Annotated in this window: 12 protein-coding genes; 8 read left to right on the top strand and 4 right to left on the bottom strand. The window is 59.2% G+C overall.

Translation table 11 applies throughout. From position 1 onward, the window contains the following. Positions 1-66: 66 nt before the first annotated feature. On the bottom strand, positions 67-1,272 hold the full coding sequence (locus tag ACN0SD_RS00405; RefSeq protein ID WP_417806241.1) for a TsoY family (seleno)protein: 1,206 nt from the start codon (positions 1,270-1,272) through the stop codon (positions 67-69). A 265-nt stretch (positions 1,273-1,537) separates the two neighbouring features. Between ACN0SD_RS00405 and smc the strand changes: the two genes are divergently transcribed. After that, a complete protein-coding gene (gene smc / locus ACN0SD_RS00400) occupies positions 1,538-4,996 on the top strand; it encodes a chromosome segregation protein SMC (protein ID WP_417806240.1) in 3,459 nt (1,152 codons plus the stop codon). 13 nt (positions 4,997-5,009) lie between these two features. On the opposite strand, the gene ACN0SD_RS00395 is transcribed toward smc, so the two are convergent. Then, positions 5,010-5,636, bottom strand: a complete 627-nt coding sequence (locus tag ACN0SD_RS00395) for an alpha-ketoglutarate-dependent dioxygenase AlkB family protein (protein WP_417806239.1) — start codon at positions 5,634-5,636, stop codon at positions 5,010-5,012. Between the two features lie 192 nt (positions 5,637-5,828). On the opposite strand from ACN0SD_RS00395, the gene dnaK reads away from it, so the two are divergent. The 3 genes from dnaK to radC all read left to right on the top strand — a co-directional run bounded on the left by dnaK (position 5,829) and on the right by radC (position 9,837). Then, positions 5,829-7,742 carry a molecular chaperone DnaK gene (dnaK, locus tag ACN0SD_RS00390; RefSeq protein ID WP_417806238.1) on the top strand — a complete coding sequence of 638 codons (1,914 nt, stop codon included), beginning with the start codon at positions 5,829-5,831 and terminating at the stop codon, positions 7,740-7,742. A gap of 76 nt (positions 7,743-7,818) precedes the next feature. Continuing rightward, entirely contained in the window at positions 7,819-8,973 is a 1,155-nt protein-coding gene (dnaJ, locus tag ACN0SD_RS00385) for a molecular chaperone DnaJ (protein WP_038133339.1), read from the top strand. A gap of 96 nt (positions 8,974-9,069) precedes the next feature. After that, positions 9,070-9,837 carry a RadC family protein gene (gene radC, locus ACN0SD_RS00380; protein ID WP_417806237.1) on the top strand — a complete coding sequence of 256 codons (768 nt, stop codon included), beginning with the start codon at positions 9,070-9,072 and terminating at the stop codon, positions 9,835-9,837. Here the strand turns inward: radC and ACN0SD_RS00375 are convergent. After that, the gene (locus tag ACN0SD_RS00375; RefSeq protein ID WP_417806236.1) at positions 9,828-10,790 is read right to left on the bottom strand and encodes a hypothetical protein; all 963 of its coding nucleotides are present in this window, start codon (positions 10,788-10,790) and stop codon (positions 9,828-9,830) included. The genes radC and ACN0SD_RS00375 overlap by 10 nt on opposite strands. A gap of 279 nt (positions 10,791-11,069) precedes the next feature. After that, positions 11,070-13,763, bottom strand: coding sequence for a preprotein translocase subunit SecA (gene secA / locus ACN0SD_RS00370; protein WP_417806235.1), 2,694 nt, complete (start codon positions 13,761-13,763; stop codon positions 11,070-11,072). A gap of 189 nt (positions 13,764-13,952) precedes the next feature. Here secA and ACN0SD_RS00365 point away from each other — a divergent pair, with 189 nt between their 5' ends. The 4 genes from ACN0SD_RS00365 (at position 13,953) to ACN0SD_RS00350 (ending at position 16,894) form a co-directional block, all read left to right on the top strand. Then, a complete protein-coding gene (locus ACN0SD_RS00365) occupies positions 13,953-14,855 on the top strand; it encodes a peptidylprolyl isomerase (protein ID WP_417806234.1) in 903 nt (300 codons plus the stop codon). A gap of 17 nt (positions 14,856-14,872) precedes the next feature. Then, a complete protein-coding gene (gene argJ, locus ACN0SD_RS00360) occupies positions 14,873-16,243 on the top strand; it encodes a bifunctional glutamate N-acetyltransferase/amino-acid acetyltransferase ArgJ (protein ID WP_417806233.1) in 1,371 nt (456 codons plus the stop codon). Further along, entirely contained in the window at positions 16,240-16,638 is a 399-nt protein-coding gene (gene mutT, locus ACN0SD_RS00355; protein WP_417806232.1) for an 8-oxo-dGTP diphosphatase MutT, read from the top strand. The genes argJ and mutT overlap by 4 nt, the downstream gene beginning before the upstream one ends. A gap of 127 nt (positions 16,639-16,765) precedes the next feature. Then, entirely contained in the window at positions 16,766-16,894 is a 129-nt protein-coding gene (locus ACN0SD_RS00350; protein ID WP_417806231.1) for a hypothetical protein, read from the top strand. The last annotated feature ends 72 nt before the right edge of the window (positions 16,895-16,966 follow it).

Here is a 16,966-nt window from a genome sequence, read left to right as displayed (position 1 = left end):
GCTGCAAAGAAAAAGGGCCGCGCGGGACATGCCCGCACGGCCCTTTCTGCATGGCTCGGCCTTGGTTTACTCGGCAGGCACCGGGCGCGCAGCGACGCGCCCGAAGTGGCGACGGTTGAGATGCAACACCAACCACACGGCCAGCCCCTGCGCCGCAAACGCGATTAGCGACAACACCCAGAAGGCGACCGAGAACTTGCTGATCAGGCCCGATTGCACCAACCCGGCATTGATCCAGAACTGCGTCATCACACCGAACGCCACCGCCGGGCAGACAAGCGCATAGGCCCCGACTGAATTTTCAGCCCCGAACAAAAAGCGCTTGGCATAACCGACGCGGCGCAGCATCTCGATCCCGATCAGCGCAAACAGGATCTGCACGGAATAGGTCTTGGTGAGAAACATCAGGACCTGCGCGGCAGTCGAATGATCCTCGAAATTGACATGCAGCCCGTGATTGACCCGCATCCCCAGAATGCCGAGCACCGTCAGGATCGGAATTACGACCATGATCGTAGGCGCGGCCTCGGGGGCGGTGCCGTGGCTAAGCATCGAGTGAATCCCCAAGATCAGCGCTACGATGCCGATGATCAGGGCTGCCATCATAAAGAACGTCGCCAGCATGATCGCGATTCCTGAGGTCAGCGTGACATGTGACAACGCCCCCGGTGCGGCCAATCCAACGCCAACCATCGACAGCGCAAAGGCGGGCAGCATCTGCGCGAAAGATCCGTTCGCGCTCCAGTCAAAGCCACCTTCGGTTTTGACCCGTCCAAGGAAATTTCCCACCTGCGCCAGCGCCAGAATTCCGGTCGCCGTAAAGGCGATAATGGCTAGCGGGAACAGATATTCGACGACCGACCACAGGCCGGGTACGAACACCATGCCAAGGATGAAACCCACATTGATCGTCATCGCAATCGCAAGCGGCATCGCTGTCAGTTGTGTTTGCGCATTCGATGCGCGCAAGGCGTTATAGGCCTCGGTTTTCTTGAACCCCGAAAGCTGACGCAGGTTCCAGATCAGCAGGCGGATATTGAGATAGGCAAAGAACAAGATGCCCGCCATCGCCGCCACGATCATCGCCTTTTGCAGCACTGGACCCGAGGCAAGCGCTGCCGAGATATCCTCAAAGACCGGCACGGTTTGGTTGGGATGCGCGACCCAGAAATAGAGCCACAGGAAAAATGTCACCGCGATACCCCCGGCCCCGAGAGAGGCAAGGAAATAGAGCGGCGAATAGCGATCGGCGGGGCGTGCAAATTGGGTCATGGAGGGGCTCCGATAAATTCATCTTAGTGAATATGATTGTCACGCTCTCGTAATATTTCTATGCGGCAGGGCGTCGCGGTGTGAGCACGCGCGAAATATCGTGCAGCCGTGACCGACTGCCAATTCGGGGCAAGTTTGCGCAGGAATATGCCAATATCTTGTGGATAAGCGAGACTGAGCCGCGATATGAGGGGCGTTTGAGTTGACTCGCGCGCGCTGTCTGCGGACACTTCCCAACGCATCATAGATTCGGAAAGGCAGGCATTTGCGCTTCTCTCGGCTACGTCTCAACGGTTTCAAAAGTTTCGTGGACCCCACCGATCTGGTGATTCACGATGGTCTGACCGGAGTTGTCGGGCCCAATGGCTGCGGCAAATCCAACCTGCTTGAGGCGCTGCGCTGGGTGATGGGCGAACACCGGGCCTCGGCGATGCGTGGCGGCGGGATGGAGGATGTGATCTTCGCGGGCGCGTCCTCGCGTGGGGCGCGCAACTTTGCCGAAGTGTCGCTGCAAATCGACAATACCGAACGGCTTGCACCGTCAGGGTTCAACGATAGCGACGGGCTTGAAATTGTCCGGCGGATCACGCGCGATGCGGGCTCGGCCTATAAGGTGAACTCCAAGGATGTGCGCGCGCGCGACGTGCAAATGCTGTTCGCCGATGCCTCGACGGGTGCGCATAGCCCGGCGCTGGTGCGGCAGGGCCAGATTTCTGAGCTGATCAACGCTAAACCAAAGGCACGTCGGCGTATTCTGGAAGAGGCTGCGGGGATTTCCGGCCTGTATCAACGCCGCCACGAGGCCGAGTTGAAACTGAACGGGGCCGAACAGAACCTCATCCGCGTCGATGATGTGATCGAACAACTGGCCGCGCAATTGGCACAGCTTGCCCGTCAGGCCCGCCAAGCCGCGCGCTATCGCACGATTGGCGACGATCTGCGCCGCGCCGAGGGGATGCTACTCTATCGCCGCTGGCGTGAGGCCGATCTCGCCCGTGAGGCCGCGCAATCGGCTTTGCGCGAGCAGGTGACCAACGCCGCGCAAGCCGAACGTACCGCGCGCGAGGCCGAGTCCGCACGCGCGGCACGAGACGAGGCATTGCCACCCTTGCGCGAAGAGCAGACCGTCGCGGCTGCGATCTTGCAGCGCTTGGTGGTAGAGCGCGACGCGCTGTCAGATCAGGAAGATCAGGCGCGCGCCCGGATCGCCACTTTGCAAGGCCGAATCGAGCAGTTGATGCGCGATATGGACCGCGAGGCGGGGCTGAACCGCGATGCGGGCGAGACGATCGAGCGGCTGGAATGGGAGCAGGGGCAGATCGCCAAAGCCTCGGAAGGGCACGAGGACAAGCTGGCGCGCGCGACCGATGACGCGCATGAGGCGGCCACGATTTTGCAAGACCGTGAGGCGCGGCTGTCGGAGCTGACCGAGGACGTTGCCCGTCTGGCCGCGCGCCACCAATCGGCGCAGCGGTTGGTCACGGATAACCGCGCGACGGCTGAGAAATCTGAGGCCGCTGCGGAACAGGCCAAGCAGGCTGCGCAGGCGGCACAGGCGGCGCTGACGACCTCCGCCGATGAATTTACCGCGTTTGAAACCGCGCAAGCCGAGGCACAAGCCGCTGCCGAGGCCGCCGAAGAGGCACTGGCTGCCGCCGATGAGGCACGCGGCGATATTCAGGCGCGCGAAAGCACAGCCCGCGCGGCCCGATCCGAGGCCGAGGGCGAGGCGGGCGCCTTGCGCGCCGAGGTTGGGGCTTTGGCGCGCCTTGTCGAACGCGAAAGCGCGGGCGGTACGCAATTGCTGGACCGTGTGCGCGTCGACAAGGGCTATGAGGCGGCGCTGGGCGCGGCACTGGCCGATGATCTGCGCGCTCCGGAAGTATCGGGCGATGAGGCAACGGGCTGGCAGGTATTGGCGGGCTATGACGACACGCAGGCGCTGCCCGTTGGTATCGAACCGCTAGCCGATCATGTGCAGGTGCCAGACGTGCTGGCGCGCCGGATCTCGCAAATCGGCTTGGTTGCGGATTGGGATGAGGGCGCGCGGCTGCAAGAACAGTTGCGCCCCGGTCAGCGTTTGGTGTCGCCTGATGGTGATCTATGGCGTTGGGACGGTTTTCGCGCCGGGGCTGAAGATGCGCCCACGGCGGCGGCTTTGCGTTTGCAACAGCTTAATCGGCTGGTGGAACTGAAACGCGATCTTGAGGAAATCTCGGCGCGGGCCGAGGGCGCGCGTCAGGCCCACGAGATGCTGACAGAGCATCTGGCCGAAGCCTCGCGCGCCGATGCCGCCGCGCGCGATGCCCGTCGTGAGGCCGATCGCAAGCTGGCCGAAGCCGGGCGTGCCTTGTCACGGGCCGAAAGCGATCGCGCGATTGCTGGGTCCAAGCTGGAAAGCGCCAAGCTGGCCGTGGCGCGCCACGAAGAAGAGGCCAGCGGCGGGCGCATGGCGCTGCGCGAGGCGGAAAACACGCTGAACGGTTTGCCCGATCTGGCTGCCGCGCGATCCGAAGTTGATGCGATCAAGATGACGGTGGAAGCCGCGCGCATGACGATGATGACCAAGCGCTCTGGCCATGACGAAATTCGTCGTGAAGGCGAGGCGCGGCTGAAGCGGCGTCAGGAAATCACCAAGGAAATCTCGGGGTGGCGGCACCGCCTTGAGACGGCAGAGAAACGCTCGACCGAACTGGCCGCGCGCAAGCTTGAGACCGAAGATGAGTTGGACGAGGCGGGCGCGATCCCCGAGATTTTGGCCGAGAAACGGGCCGAGTTGTCCGAGGCAATCACCAAGGCCGAGGCGCGCCAAGCGGAGGCAACCGACAAGCTGTCAGCGGCGGAAACCGCGCTGCGCGAGGCGCAATTTGGCGCGCGCGAGGCCGAGCGGTTGGCAGGCGAGGCGCGCGAGGGCCGTGCGCGCGCAGAGGCGCGTGTGGATGCGGCGCGCGAAACGGTAAACCATGCAGCCGAACGCATCAGCGAAGAGACTGAGTGCACGCCGCAGCAGTTGCTGGAAACGATTGAGGGCGATCCCGATAAGATGCCCGACGTCGAGGCGCTGGAGACGCAGGTCAACAGTCTCAAACGGCAGCGCGAGGCATTGGGGGCGGTGAACCTGCGCGCCGAAGAAGATGCGCGCGAAGTCGAGACCGAACATGACGCGCTGGTCAAAGAGAAGTCCGATCTGGAAGAGGCGATCCGCAAGCTACGCGCGGGGATTTCGGGTCTGAACCGCGAGGGGCGCGAGCGGCTTTTGACCGCGTTCGAGCAGGTTAACGAAAGCTTTACCACGCTGTTCACCCACCTTTTCGGCGGTGGCACGGCGAAACTGGAACTGGTGGAAAGCGATGATCCGCTGGAGGCCGGGCTTGAGATCATGTGCCAACCGCCGGGCAAGAAGCTGAGCACGCTGAGCCTGTTGTCGGGCGGCGAGCAGACCCTGACGGCGATGGCGCTGATTTTTGCGGTATTCCTAGCCAATCCCGCGCCGATCTGCGTGCTCGACGAGGTCGATGCGCCGCTGGATGATGCTAACGTTACCCGGTTCTGCGATCTGCTGGATGAAATGACGCGGCGCACCGATACGCGGTTCCTGATCATCACCCACCATGCGGTGACGATGGCGCGAATGGATCGCCTGTTTGGCGTGACGATGCAGGAACAAGGCGTCAGCCAGCTTGTTTCGGTCGACCTGAAAAAGGCCGAGGCGCTGGTCGCCTAGCGCAGCGAGGCGGTCAGGTCACCACGCGCAGCGTGATATTGATGCGCCCGCCTTTGGGCAGCAAGGTCGAGGTGTCCGGCGCGATCCGGTCAATCCCGTGATAGAGCAACCGCGCGTCGCCTCCCATCACCATCACATCGCCAGAGTGCAACCAGAGGCTCTCGGTCTTGCCGCCGCGCGTTTCATTGCCGATCCGGAACAGCCCGTCATCGCCAAGGCTGATCGAAACCACGGGATGATTGAAATCGGATTCGTCGCAATCTTGGTGCAGACCCATTTTAGCGCCCTCGGAATAAAAATTGATCAAGCAACATTCGGGATCGCGCGCACTGCCCGAAACCGACCGCCAAATCGCCAGAATCGCGGGCGGGATGTTTGGCCAAGGGGTGCCGTTGGGGTGGGTCTCGCTATAGCGGTAACCGCGTCGGTCCGAGATCCAGCCGAACCGCCCCGCCGATGTCATGCGCACCGACATCGCCTTGCCATACGGGGTCATTGGCGAAAACAGCGGCGCGGCGGCGACCACGTCGCGCAAATCATCGCGCAACGCGGTTTGTTCAGCCGCGCTTAGCCAGCCCGGATAATGCAGGAAGCCGCGAATTGACTGCGCGGCGGGTCGATTTTCGCAATTCATCGTCATTTTCGTGAATTTCCCGCAGACTTCATGGGGGGACGGTTCTTGCAGCCAGAAATCGGCCTCCTTATATACGCAACGAAGCCGGACGCGGACCACTATCGTGTCTGGGCAGAAAGTTTAAACCTAAACCCAAGGGATAGGGGCCGGGTGCCTTACAGGACCCGTTCCCACCATATCGCCAAGAGAGGGAATATCATGGCCAAAGTAATCGGCATCGACCTCGGGACCACCAATAGCTGCGTGGCTATCATGGACGGCGCGCAACCCCGTGTGATCGAAAACTCCGAAGGGGCGCGCACGACGCCCTCGATCGTCGCCTATACCGACGACGAACGTCTGGTCGGCCAACCGGCAAAACGCCAGGCTGTTACCAACCCGTCCAACACCGTCTTTGCCGTTAAGCGCCTGATCGGGCGTCGCACGACGGATGCTGAGGTCGAGAAGGATAAGAAACTCGTGCCTTATGACATTGTCGATGGCGGCAATGGCGACGCATGGGTCGAAGTGAAGGGTGAGAAATACTCCCCCGCGCAGGTTTCCGCTGTGATCTTGCAGAAGATGAAAGAAACCGCCGAAAGCTATCTTGGCGAGGAAGTGACGCAAGCCGTCATCACCGTTCCCGCCTATTTCAACGACGCTCAGCGTCAGGCGACCAAAGACGCGGGCAAGATCGCTGGCCTCGAAGTGCTGCGCATCATCAACGAGCCGACCGCGGCTGCGCTGGCCTATGGTCTGGACAAGAAAGAAACCAAAACGATCGCCGTTTATGACCTTGGTGGCGGGACGTTCGACATCACGATTCTTGAAATCGACGATGGCCTGTTCGAAGTGAAATCGACCAATGGCGACACGTTCCTTGGCGGTGAAGATTTCGACATGCGGATCGTCAACTACCTCGCCGACGAGTTCAAAAAAGAGCACGGCGTCGATCTGACCAAAGACAAGATGGCGCTTCAGCGCCTGAAAGAAGCCGCTGAGAAAGCCAAGATCGAGCTGTCTTCTTCCAGTCAAACCGAGATCAACCAGCCCTTCATCTCGATGGGCAAGGACGGTACGCCGCTTCACATGGTTATGAAGCTGACCCGCGCCAAGCTGGAAAGCCTTGTTGGCGATCTGATCAAAGCCTCGATGAAGCCCTGTGCCGCTGCGTTGAAAGACGCCGGTGTCAGCAAGGACGAAATCGACGAGATCGTTCTGGTCGGTGGTATGACCCGGATGCCGAAAGTCGTGGAAGAGGTCACCAACTTCTTTGGGAAAGAGCCCAATAAAGGCGTGAACCCCGATGAGGTCGTGGCGATGGGTGCGGCCATTCAGGCTGGCGTGCTGCAAGGCGACGTCAAAGACGTGGTGCTGCTGGACGTGACCCCGCTGTCGTTGGGTATCGAAACGCTGGGTGGCGTGTTCACCCGTCTGATCGACCGCAACACGACGATCCCGACCAAGAAAAGCCAGATCTTCTCGACCGCCGAAGACAACCAGAACGCGGTGACGATCCGGGTCTTCCAGGGCGAGCGTGAGATGGCGGCCGACAACAAGCTGTTGGGCATGTTCAATCTTGAAAACATCCCTCCGGCTCCGCGCGGTATGCCTCAGATCGAAGTGACCTTTGACATCAACGCCGATGGTATCGTTAGCGTGTCGGCCAAGGACAAAGGCACTGGCAAAGAGCAGAAAATCACGATCCAAGCCTCGGGCGGTCTGTCTGATGATGAGATCGACAAAATGGTCAAGGACGCCGAGGCAAACGCCGACGCCGACAAGACCCGCAAAGAGCTTGTCGAGACCCGTAACCAAGGCGAATCGCTGCTGCATTCGACGCGCAAGTCGCTTGAAGAGCATGGCGATAAGGTTGATGCCTCGACGGTCGAAGTGATCGAACTGGCTGCCAACGCTTTGGAAGAGGCGCTCAAGACGGACGAAGCCGGCAAAATCAAAGGTGCGGTGCAAAACCTCACCGAGGCTGCGATGAAACTTGGCGAGGCCATCTACAAGGCCGAGCAAGAGAAATCCGGTCAGGCCAATGCGTCGCCCGAAGACGAGCCGCGCGATGTCGATGACGATATTGTCGATGCCGATTTCGAAGATATGGGCGACGACAAGCGCAAGTAAGCGCGGATGAATGATGGGTCGGGCCTGCCGAAAACAAGGCGGGCCCGTTTCCATTTTCTCCCAAAAGGGGTAGCCGATGGCAAAACGCGATTTTTATGAGGTTCTTGGCATTGCCAAGGGCGCCTCGGCCGAGGAAATCAAGAAAGCCTATCGGGGCAAGGCCAAAGAGCTTCACCCCGATCGCAACAAAGATAATCCCGAATCCGAGGCCCAATTCAAAGAAGCAAACGAAGCTTACGACGTTCTGAAAGACCCTGAAAAGAAAGCTGCATATGACCGCTTTGGTCATGCTGCCTTTGACGGTGGCATGGGCGGAGGTCGTCCCGGTTATGGTGGCGGACCGGGGCAAGGCGATTTCGCCTCTGCCTTCTCGGATGTGTTCGAAGACCTGTTTGGCGATTTCATGGGCGGTCGTCCGGGCGGCGGTGGCGGGCGGTCACGCGCGCAACGCGGCTCGGATCTGCGCTATAATCTGCGGGTTTCCTTGGAAGAGGCGTTCGCAGGCACGCAAAAGACAATCACCGTGCCCAGTTCTGCCGCATGTACCTCGTGCAACGGCACAGGGGCCGAGGGCGGAGCAGAGCCGCAAACCTGTCCGACCTGTTCCGGTCTGGGCAAGGTGCGCGCGCAGAACGGCTTTTTCACGGTCGAACGCACTTGTCCGACCTGTGGTGGGCAAGGTCAGGTTGTCAAAAACCCCTGCCGTAAGTGCCACGGTGCGGGCCGCGTCGAGGTCGAGCGTCAGTTGCAGGTTAACATCCCGCCGGGCGTTGAAACCGGCACTCGTATTCGCCATGCTGGCGAGGGTGAGGCGGGGCTGCGCGGTGGTCCTTCGGGCGATCTCTATATCTTCATCGAGGTCTCGCCGCATGCGTTGTTTGAACGCGACAACACCGATCTGCATTGCCGCGTGCCCGTCTCGATGGTGACGGCGGCCTTGGGCGGCGAGGTAGAGGTGCCCACGATCGACGGTGGCCGTAGCCGGGTGAAAATCCCGACAGGTAGCCAGTCGGGCCGTCAGATGCGCCTGCGCGGCAAAGGTATGCCGGCGCTGCGCGGTGGTGGCGTGGGAGATATGTTCATCGAATTGGCGGTGGAAACCCCGGTGAACCTGACCTCTCGGCAAAAAGAAATCCTGCGCGAATTTCAGGAAATCGAAGTCGAGAACAACCCGGAAGGCGCGAGTTTCTTTAAGAAAGTTAAGAGTTTCTGGGAAGGTATGACACATTGATCAAGGCGCCTGCGGGCGCCTTTTTCACGACCTATTGAATCATGTTTTGTTCTCAAGTTAACCGTTTGTTCACGCTGAGTCGGCCAATCTCACGGCATGAACCAGCATCCTTCCTCTTTCAACGAATCTGCCTTGCCGCTTTTTGCGGATTATGATGACGCACGGGCGTTGGCTGGGGCAGTTGGGCGCCAACCCTCCTATCTACGCGACCATCGTGAACGTCTGCGCACGCGGTTCATGCAAGGCGGCGCGCAGCCCTTGCCCGATTATGAACTGCTAGAACTCGTTCTGTTTCGCGCGATCCCGCGCCAAGATGTCAAACCGCTCGCCCATCGCTTGCTGCAAATCTTTGGCGATTTCGGGCGTGTCGTGTCTGCCTCGCCCGCCCGCTTGCGCGAGGTGAAAGGCGTGGGGGAGGCGGTCATTCAGGAACTCAAAATTGTCGAGGCCTCGGCGCAGCGTCTGGCGCGGTCTCGTGTGATCAACCGCCCCGTTCTCAGTTCGTGGCAGGCGCTGCTGGACTATTGCCACACGGCAATGGCGCATCGCGAGACAGAACAATTTCGCACGCTTTATCTCGACCGGAAGAACGTGCTGATTGCGGATCAGGAACAGGCGCAAGGCACCATCGACCACGTGCCGGTCTATCCGCGTGAGGTTGTGAAACGTGCGCTAGAACTCAATGCCTCGGCGCTCATTTTGGTGCATAATCATCCGTCGGGCGACCCGACCCCGTCAGAGGCGGATATCGCTATGACCCGTCAGATCGAACAGGCCGCCACGGTATTCGGGATCGTCGTGCATGACCATTTGATCATCGGAAAAAGCACCGAAATTAGCCTGCGCTCTGCGGGCTATTTTTGAGCCATCTCTTGACTGCGCGCATCTTGTAGATCGGATAGCGGAAAAACAATGAATTGACCTAGTGCTTCACAGCTTGGCATGTCGATTTCAATCGGGTTGACCGGTTGATCCTCGCCCGCCATCACGCGCCGAACCGAGCCGGTGACGGTTTTTCCGCAATTGGCGAGGGTCACCTCGGCCTCGATTTGCATGCGCACAGGGCTAAGGGTGATTGGCGCAGTATAGACCTCAATCTGCGTGTCATTTGGGCCGTTATAGCGCATCATGTAGCCGCCCAAGGGCGTGTCAGGCGTGCGGGGCGTAGCGACACTGATATGGCCGGAGCCGTCAAATCCGGCTCCTTTTTCATAGATGTTGAGATGCATCTCGGACCCGCGCCGAGCCGAAAAAATTACGCGATCCAGTTTACTTACCTCGGGGGTGGAGAGATGCGCAGTCGCAATCGGCGCGCCTTTGGCATTCACCGAGATCTTGTTTTCAACCTGCATGGCGGGTAGCAGCCCCTGCCAGTTGCCCTCGGAATCGGAACGAGCCGCGATTTTCAGGCTGCCATCCTCAATGTCCAAAGCCGAATTGCGCGCGCAATCAGCACTCAGCGCGACCGAGACCGCGCCAGGTGGCACAAGGCTAAGGTCAAGCGAGGCATCCTTGCACGAGCTCGTTCTATTTTGCGCAAACCCACCATTCCCATTAGCTGGCATTTGCGGGATCGCGCCCACCCCGGTGTCCTGCGCGATGCGTTGCGGTGGCGGGTTATGTAAAACGGTCATATTTGAAAGCTGAACGCGCGGCGTTTCATCGGGGCGCGCGGCGATTGTCGGCAACGTATTGCCCGCGAAAATGCGTGGCTTCACCACCGACGACTCCGGGTTCACGCTTTGCATGACATGGCCGGTGGCTGCCGCCAAAAGGAAGGTTCCGGCGACCATCGTCACCTTTCGGAGTTTCCGCATGAGTCTCTCTCCAGCATTCTTGCTTGGAGTTGAAACTATCCGTTGATCGCGGCGAAGCTTGGGCGGGAATGGGGTAATGTTTCCTTATCGGGAACACAAAGCGGCACAATCCGTGGTAGGTTTTTGTTTACCAAACACCGCATGAAGAAAAGCGGGTTCATCCTGCCGCATAGCTGCCCAAATCTTGCCAAATAGAAGCCAGGCGACCTTAGTTGCGAAACCTGATTGAGCGCCGGAGTGTAGAAGAGGCGGCCCGTGAGCCGCCTCATTGCGCCACTGTCAGACCAACTGACCGTGGCAATGTTTAAATTTCTTGCCCGAGCCACAGGGGCAGGGGTCGTTGCGCCCCGGATTACCCCAAGTCGTGGGATCGCTCTCATCGAAACCGGGCAGACGGGTGCCAGTTGGCGCGGACTGTTCAAGGATTTCGGGCGCGGGCGCGTTGTCTTGGGGCATCTGAGCCTGAAGCATTTGCGCTTGCTCTTCCTCGGTCAGAGGGCGCACGCGCGAAAGCTGTTGTGAGACATCCGCACGCAACCCATCGAGCATGATTTCAAACAGCTGGAAGCTTTCGGTTTTGAACTCTGACAGCGGATCACGCTGCGCATAGCCGCGAAAGCCGATCGTCGAGCGCAGGTGTTCAAGTGTCACGAGATGCTCGCGCCATTTTCCGTCAATCGTTTGCAACAGGACCTGCTTTTCGATCATGCGCATCGACTCGGGGCTGAACGCCTCGGTCTTTTGTGCGATCTCGGCGTCGGTTGCGGCCTCGATGCGTTCGGCAATGACATCTTGATCGACTCCTTCTTCTTCGGCCCAAGCCGCAATCGGAAGATCAATCGAAAGCTGTTCGATCAGGGCCGCATGCATGCCTGCCACATCCCACTGATCTGCATAGGATTTCGGCGGCATGTAGGTGTCCACGAGATCCTCGATTACCTGAACCCGCATGTCGCGCGCGATTTCATCGACCTCGTTGCTTTCCATAATTTCGCGGCGCTGCGAGAAGATCGCTTTACGCTGATCATTCATTACGTCGTCGAACTTCAGCAACTGTTTGCGGGTGTCGAAGTTGCGACCCTCAACCTTCGCCTGCGCACGCTCAAGCGATTTGTTTACCCAAGGGTGGATGATGGCTTCACCCTCTTTCATTCCCAGCTTGGACAGAACGGCATCCAGCTTATCCGAGCCGAAAATTCGCATCAGGTCATCTTCGAGCGACAGGAAGAACAGCGAGCGACCCGGATCCCCCTGACGGCCCGAACGACCGCGCAGCTGGTTGTCGATGCGCCGGCTTTCGTGGCGCTCGGTTGCCAGAACAAATAGGCCGCCTGCCTCCAGCACCTTGGCTTTTTCTTCGGCATGTTCGGCCGTAATTCGGGCGCGAACCTCATCGGGATCGGCGTCGGGATTGGCGTCCAGCTCTTCAAGCACTTTCATATCGACGTTGCCGCCAAGCTGAATATCGGTGCCGCGCCCGGCCATATTGGTGGCGATGGTCACTGCCCCGAAACGGCCCGCATCCGAAACGATCTTGGCTTCTTGCTCGTGTTGGCGAGCGTTGAGCACGTTATGAGCGATCCCGGCTTTGGTAAGCATTTCGGAGAGCATCTCGGATTTTTCGATCGAGGTCGTGCCGACAAGCATCGGCTGGCCCTTTTTATGGGCGATCTCGATGGATTTGATCACCGCTTCATATTTCTCACGCGCGGTACGATAGACGCGGTCGTGTTCGTCTTTGCGGGCAATCGGGCGGTTGGTCGGAATTTCGACAACGCCAAGCGAATAGATTTCCGCAAACTCGTCGGCCTCCGTCGCGGCGGTGCCGGTCATGCCGCCAAGCTTGCCATAAAGGCGGAAGTAGTTCTGGAACGTGACCGAGGCGAGGGTCACGTTTTCGGGCTGGATTGTGACGCCTTCTTTAGCCTCAATCGCCTGATGCAGGCCATCCGACAAACGGCGCCCCTTCATCATCCGACCCGTAAATTCATCGACCAAAACGATTTCATCATCGGCGACGACGTAGTTTTGGTCTTTGAAGAACAGCTTGTGGGCGCGCAGCGCTTGGCTGGCGTGGTGCACAATCGTGGTGCTTTCTGGGTCGTAAAGCGATTGCCCCTCGGGCAGAACGCCGCCTTCGTGCAGCACCTTCTCAAGATACTCGTTGCCTTCTTCGGTCAACGTCGCGTTGCGCTCTTTTTCGTTCACCTCGTAGTGCTCTTCGGAGAGCTTCGGGATGAATTCGTTGAGCGTGATATACAACTCCGAGCGATCATCAGACGGGCCCGAAATAATCAATGGCGTGCGCGCCTCGTCGATCAGGATCGAGTCGACCTCATCGATGATTGCGTAAAAATGGCCGCGTTGCGCCATATCCGCGACCGAGGTGCGCATGTTGTCGCGCAGGTAGTCAAAGCCCAATTCGTTATTCGTTGAATAGGTGACATCGGCGGCATAGGCGGCGCGTTTTTCCGCATCGGCTTGGAATGGCACCACGACACCGCAGGTCATGCCCAAAGCGTTATAGACCTTGCCCATCCAGTCCGAGTCGCGCCGTGCCAGATAATCATTGACGGTCACGATATGAACGCCCTTGCCCGCGAGCGCATTAAGATAAGCCGGGAAAGTCGCAACAAGAGTTTTACCCTCACCGGTCTTCATCTCGGCGATATTGCCCTGATGTAGGAAAATCCCGCCGACAAGCTGCATATCAAAGGCGCGCAGACCCAGCGCACGACGCGCGGCTTCGCGGCAATTGGCGAAGGCTTCGGGTAGAATTTTATCAAGGCTTTCGCCGTCTTCCTGCACCCGGCGCTGAAATTCATGCGTCTTTTCGATGATGCCTTCATCGGTGAGCGCCGCGAATTCGGGTTCAAGTGCGTTAATTTGGGCCACCAACGGGCGCACCGACTTCACTTTGCGATCGTTCGAGCTTCCGAAGACCTTCTTTGCGACTGTTCCGATGCCAAGCATGTATTCTCCGGGGGTAGCTGACCATTTCGTGTAACCGAGCGCCTTGTCGCGCCGGGCTGGCCTGTTAGAACAGCGAGCGAAACAAGGGCGGCGCGTCTCTTACAGACCTTAGGCGATGTAAGCGGCGACCGTCACAGTGTCAACGCCGCCCAAGGACGCGGCCTAGAGGGAGTGGCATGGATGCCCAAAATGACAAGATTTCTCGCAAGTGTCGCAGTATTGGCGCTGATCGGCGGCGGCGCGATGGCGCAAGATGCCAAAACCCCGGCCCCCGCCGGTGATGCCGCCAAGGCCACCACCCCGGCCAAGCCGCGCACCGATCTGACCGCTGACACCGTGGTTGCAACCGTGAACGGGCAAGACGTCACGCTTGGCCAGATGATCACCGTGCGCGACGGCCTGCCTGCACAATATCAGTCGCTGCCCGATGACAAGCTGTTTGAAGGCGTGCTGCAACAGTTGATTCAGCAGACCGCTTTGGCCGAAATCGGTGAAAAGCGTATGACCCATCGCGACGAAATCGCGCTTGAGGTGCAAAAGCGCGCCTACCTTTCGGGTTCGCTGCTCAACTACACCGCTGACAAGGCGGTGACGGACGAGGCTGTGCAAAAAGCCTATGACACGAAATATGCCAAGGCAGAGCCGACCAAGGAATATCACGCGGCCCATATCATCGTGAAAACCAAGGAAGAGGCCCAGAAGATCAAGAAAGAGATCGGCGGTGGCGCGAAGTTTGCCGATGAGGCGAAAAAATACTCGACCGACGGATCGGCGGCCAATGGCGGCGATCTGGGCTGGTTCAAGCTGTCTGACATGGTCAAGCCGTTTGGCGATGCACTGGTGGGCATGAAGGATGGCGAGGTCGTAGGCCCAATTCAGACGCAATATGGCTGGCATGTTGTCGAACTGATCGGCACCAAATTGGTCGATGCTCCGAAACTGGCAGATGTTCGCAAAGACCTGGAAGGCGATATTCGCCAGCAAGCTGTCGAAAAGCGTGTGACGGATGTTGTGAAAGCCGCGAAAATCGACAAGATGACACAAGGGATTGATCCGTCGGTGCTGAAGGATCAGTCTATTTTAGGCAACTGATCTGAACGGCGGGCATGATGGCGAAAAAGAAGAAAAAGGGCGATAAGGTCGTTAAGCTGAAGGCCAAGGTCAAGAAGCTGCGCGCCAAGATCAAGGCGCTGAAGTCAGATCTTTCCGCCGCCGCGCCCGCCAAAGTCAAGGCCAAGCCGGTCAGCGTTTCGCCCCTTGCGCCCGCTCATTTCCCCGACTTGCCCGCGATTGCGGGTGTCGAATTCGCCTCCGCTGCGGCGGGGGTGAAATATGCCGGGCGTACTGATGTAATGCTCGCGCGCATCGCGCCGGGGGCGTCGATTGCCGGTGTGTTCACCACATCTTCGACTCGCGCAGCCTGTGTTCTGGATTGTCAGTCGAAATTGGCGATGCGCGTGCCCCAAGATGCGGGCGCGGCGATTATCGTCAACTCTGGCAACGCTAACGCTTTTACGGGTAAACAGGGGCAAAACGCGGTTGATCTGGTCACTGGCGCTGTCTCCAAGGCGCTTGATCTGCCGATCAGCCGGGTGTTTTCCTCGTCAACCGGCGTCATCGGAGAGCCGCTGCCGGTTGAGCGTATCGTTTTGGCAGTCGACAGCCTTGCTCAACGCCTGTCGGGAGCCGGGATCAAGGATGCGGCGCGCGCTATCATGACGACCGACACCTATCCCAAAGGCGCCAGTGCCGTGATCGAAGGCGAAGGCGGGACGATCACCATCGCTGGGATCGCCAAAGGCTCGGGAATGATCGCGCCCAATATGGCGACGATGCTGGCCTATATTTTTACTGATGCAAGAATCACGCCCGATCGGCTACAAAAAATGCTGTCGCGTCAGGTGGATGACACGTTCAACGCGATCACTGTCGATAGTGATACCTCGACCTCGGATGCGCTGATCGTGGCGGCAACCGGCCAGTCGTCTGCCGCAGAAATCCGTGATCTGCGCACTCAGGTTGCGAAAGATTTCGAGGCGGGGTTGCGCGCCGTGATGATGGATCTTGCCCATCAAGTGGTGCGCGATGGCGAGGGGGCAACGAAATTCGTCGAAGTGCGCGTGACCCGTGCTGCGAGTGCGCAGGACGCCCATAAAGTCGCGATGGCCGTCGCTAATTCGCCGCTGGTTAAAACCGCGATTGCGGGTGAGGACGCGAACTGGGGCCGCGTCGTGGCTGCGGTTGGCAAATCCGGCGCCAAGGCTGATCGCGACAAGCTGACAATCTCGTTTGGCGATATGGTTCTGGCCGAAAAGGGCTGGCGTGCGCCAAGCTATTCCGAGGCCGATGCTAGCGCTTATATGAAGGGCGACGAGCTGGTTATCGGGGTCGATCTCGGGCTTGGGCGGGCGAACAAATCGGTCTGGACCTGCGATTTGACGCATCGCTACATCGACATCAACGCAGATTACCGTTCGTGAAGCTGCTGCTGGTCTCTGCTGTGGCTCTGATCGACACCGAGGGACGAATTTTGCTGGCGCAACGCCCCGAGGGCAAATCGCTGGCGGGTTTGTGGGAGTTTCCCGGCGGCAAGGTCGAGTCGGGCGAAACCCCCGAAGCTTGCCTGATCCGCGAGCTGCGCGAAGAACTAGGCATTGAGACAGAACAAAGCTGTCTCGCGCCGCTGACCTTTGCGAGCCATGATTACGAAGATTTTCATCTGCTTATGCCGCTTTTCGCCTGTCGAAAATGGCAAGGCATTGTCGCCCCACAAGAGGGGCAGAAACTGGCTTGGGCGCGCGCGAAAGACCTGCGCGATTACCCGATGCCCCCCGCAGATGAGCCGCTGATCCCGATCCTGCGCGACTGGCTATAGGCTATTTTGGTAGGTAGTTTTCCAAAATCGCCATAAAAACGTCCAAATTGTTAACAATCATGCGGATTACATTTGCATTTTGATAAGATTCTTCCCTAGATGTTTCTAGGGAGAAGGAGACCTCAACATGCTCAGAACAATTTTGATTGGTAGCACCGTCTCGATTCAGGGTGTGTTTGAACGCAATCTAGACTGCGGACGCATTTTGGTGCGCGTGGGCGATAGCCTGTTCGCGGGTCGGCCCGTCTGCGGCTGATCCACACGAGCGGTGCGCCTTGGCGGCTCGCCATACAATACGAAAAACGGGGGCCCGTCAGAGCCCCCGTTT

The organism is Thioclava sp., assembly GCF_048263065.1.
Lineage (GTDB): Bacteria > Pseudomonadota > Alphaproteobacteria > Rhodobacterales > Rhodobacteraceae > Thioclava.
Note: the sequence above shows the minus strand (reverse complement) of the source record. Positions and strands in the feature narration are given on the sequence as shown.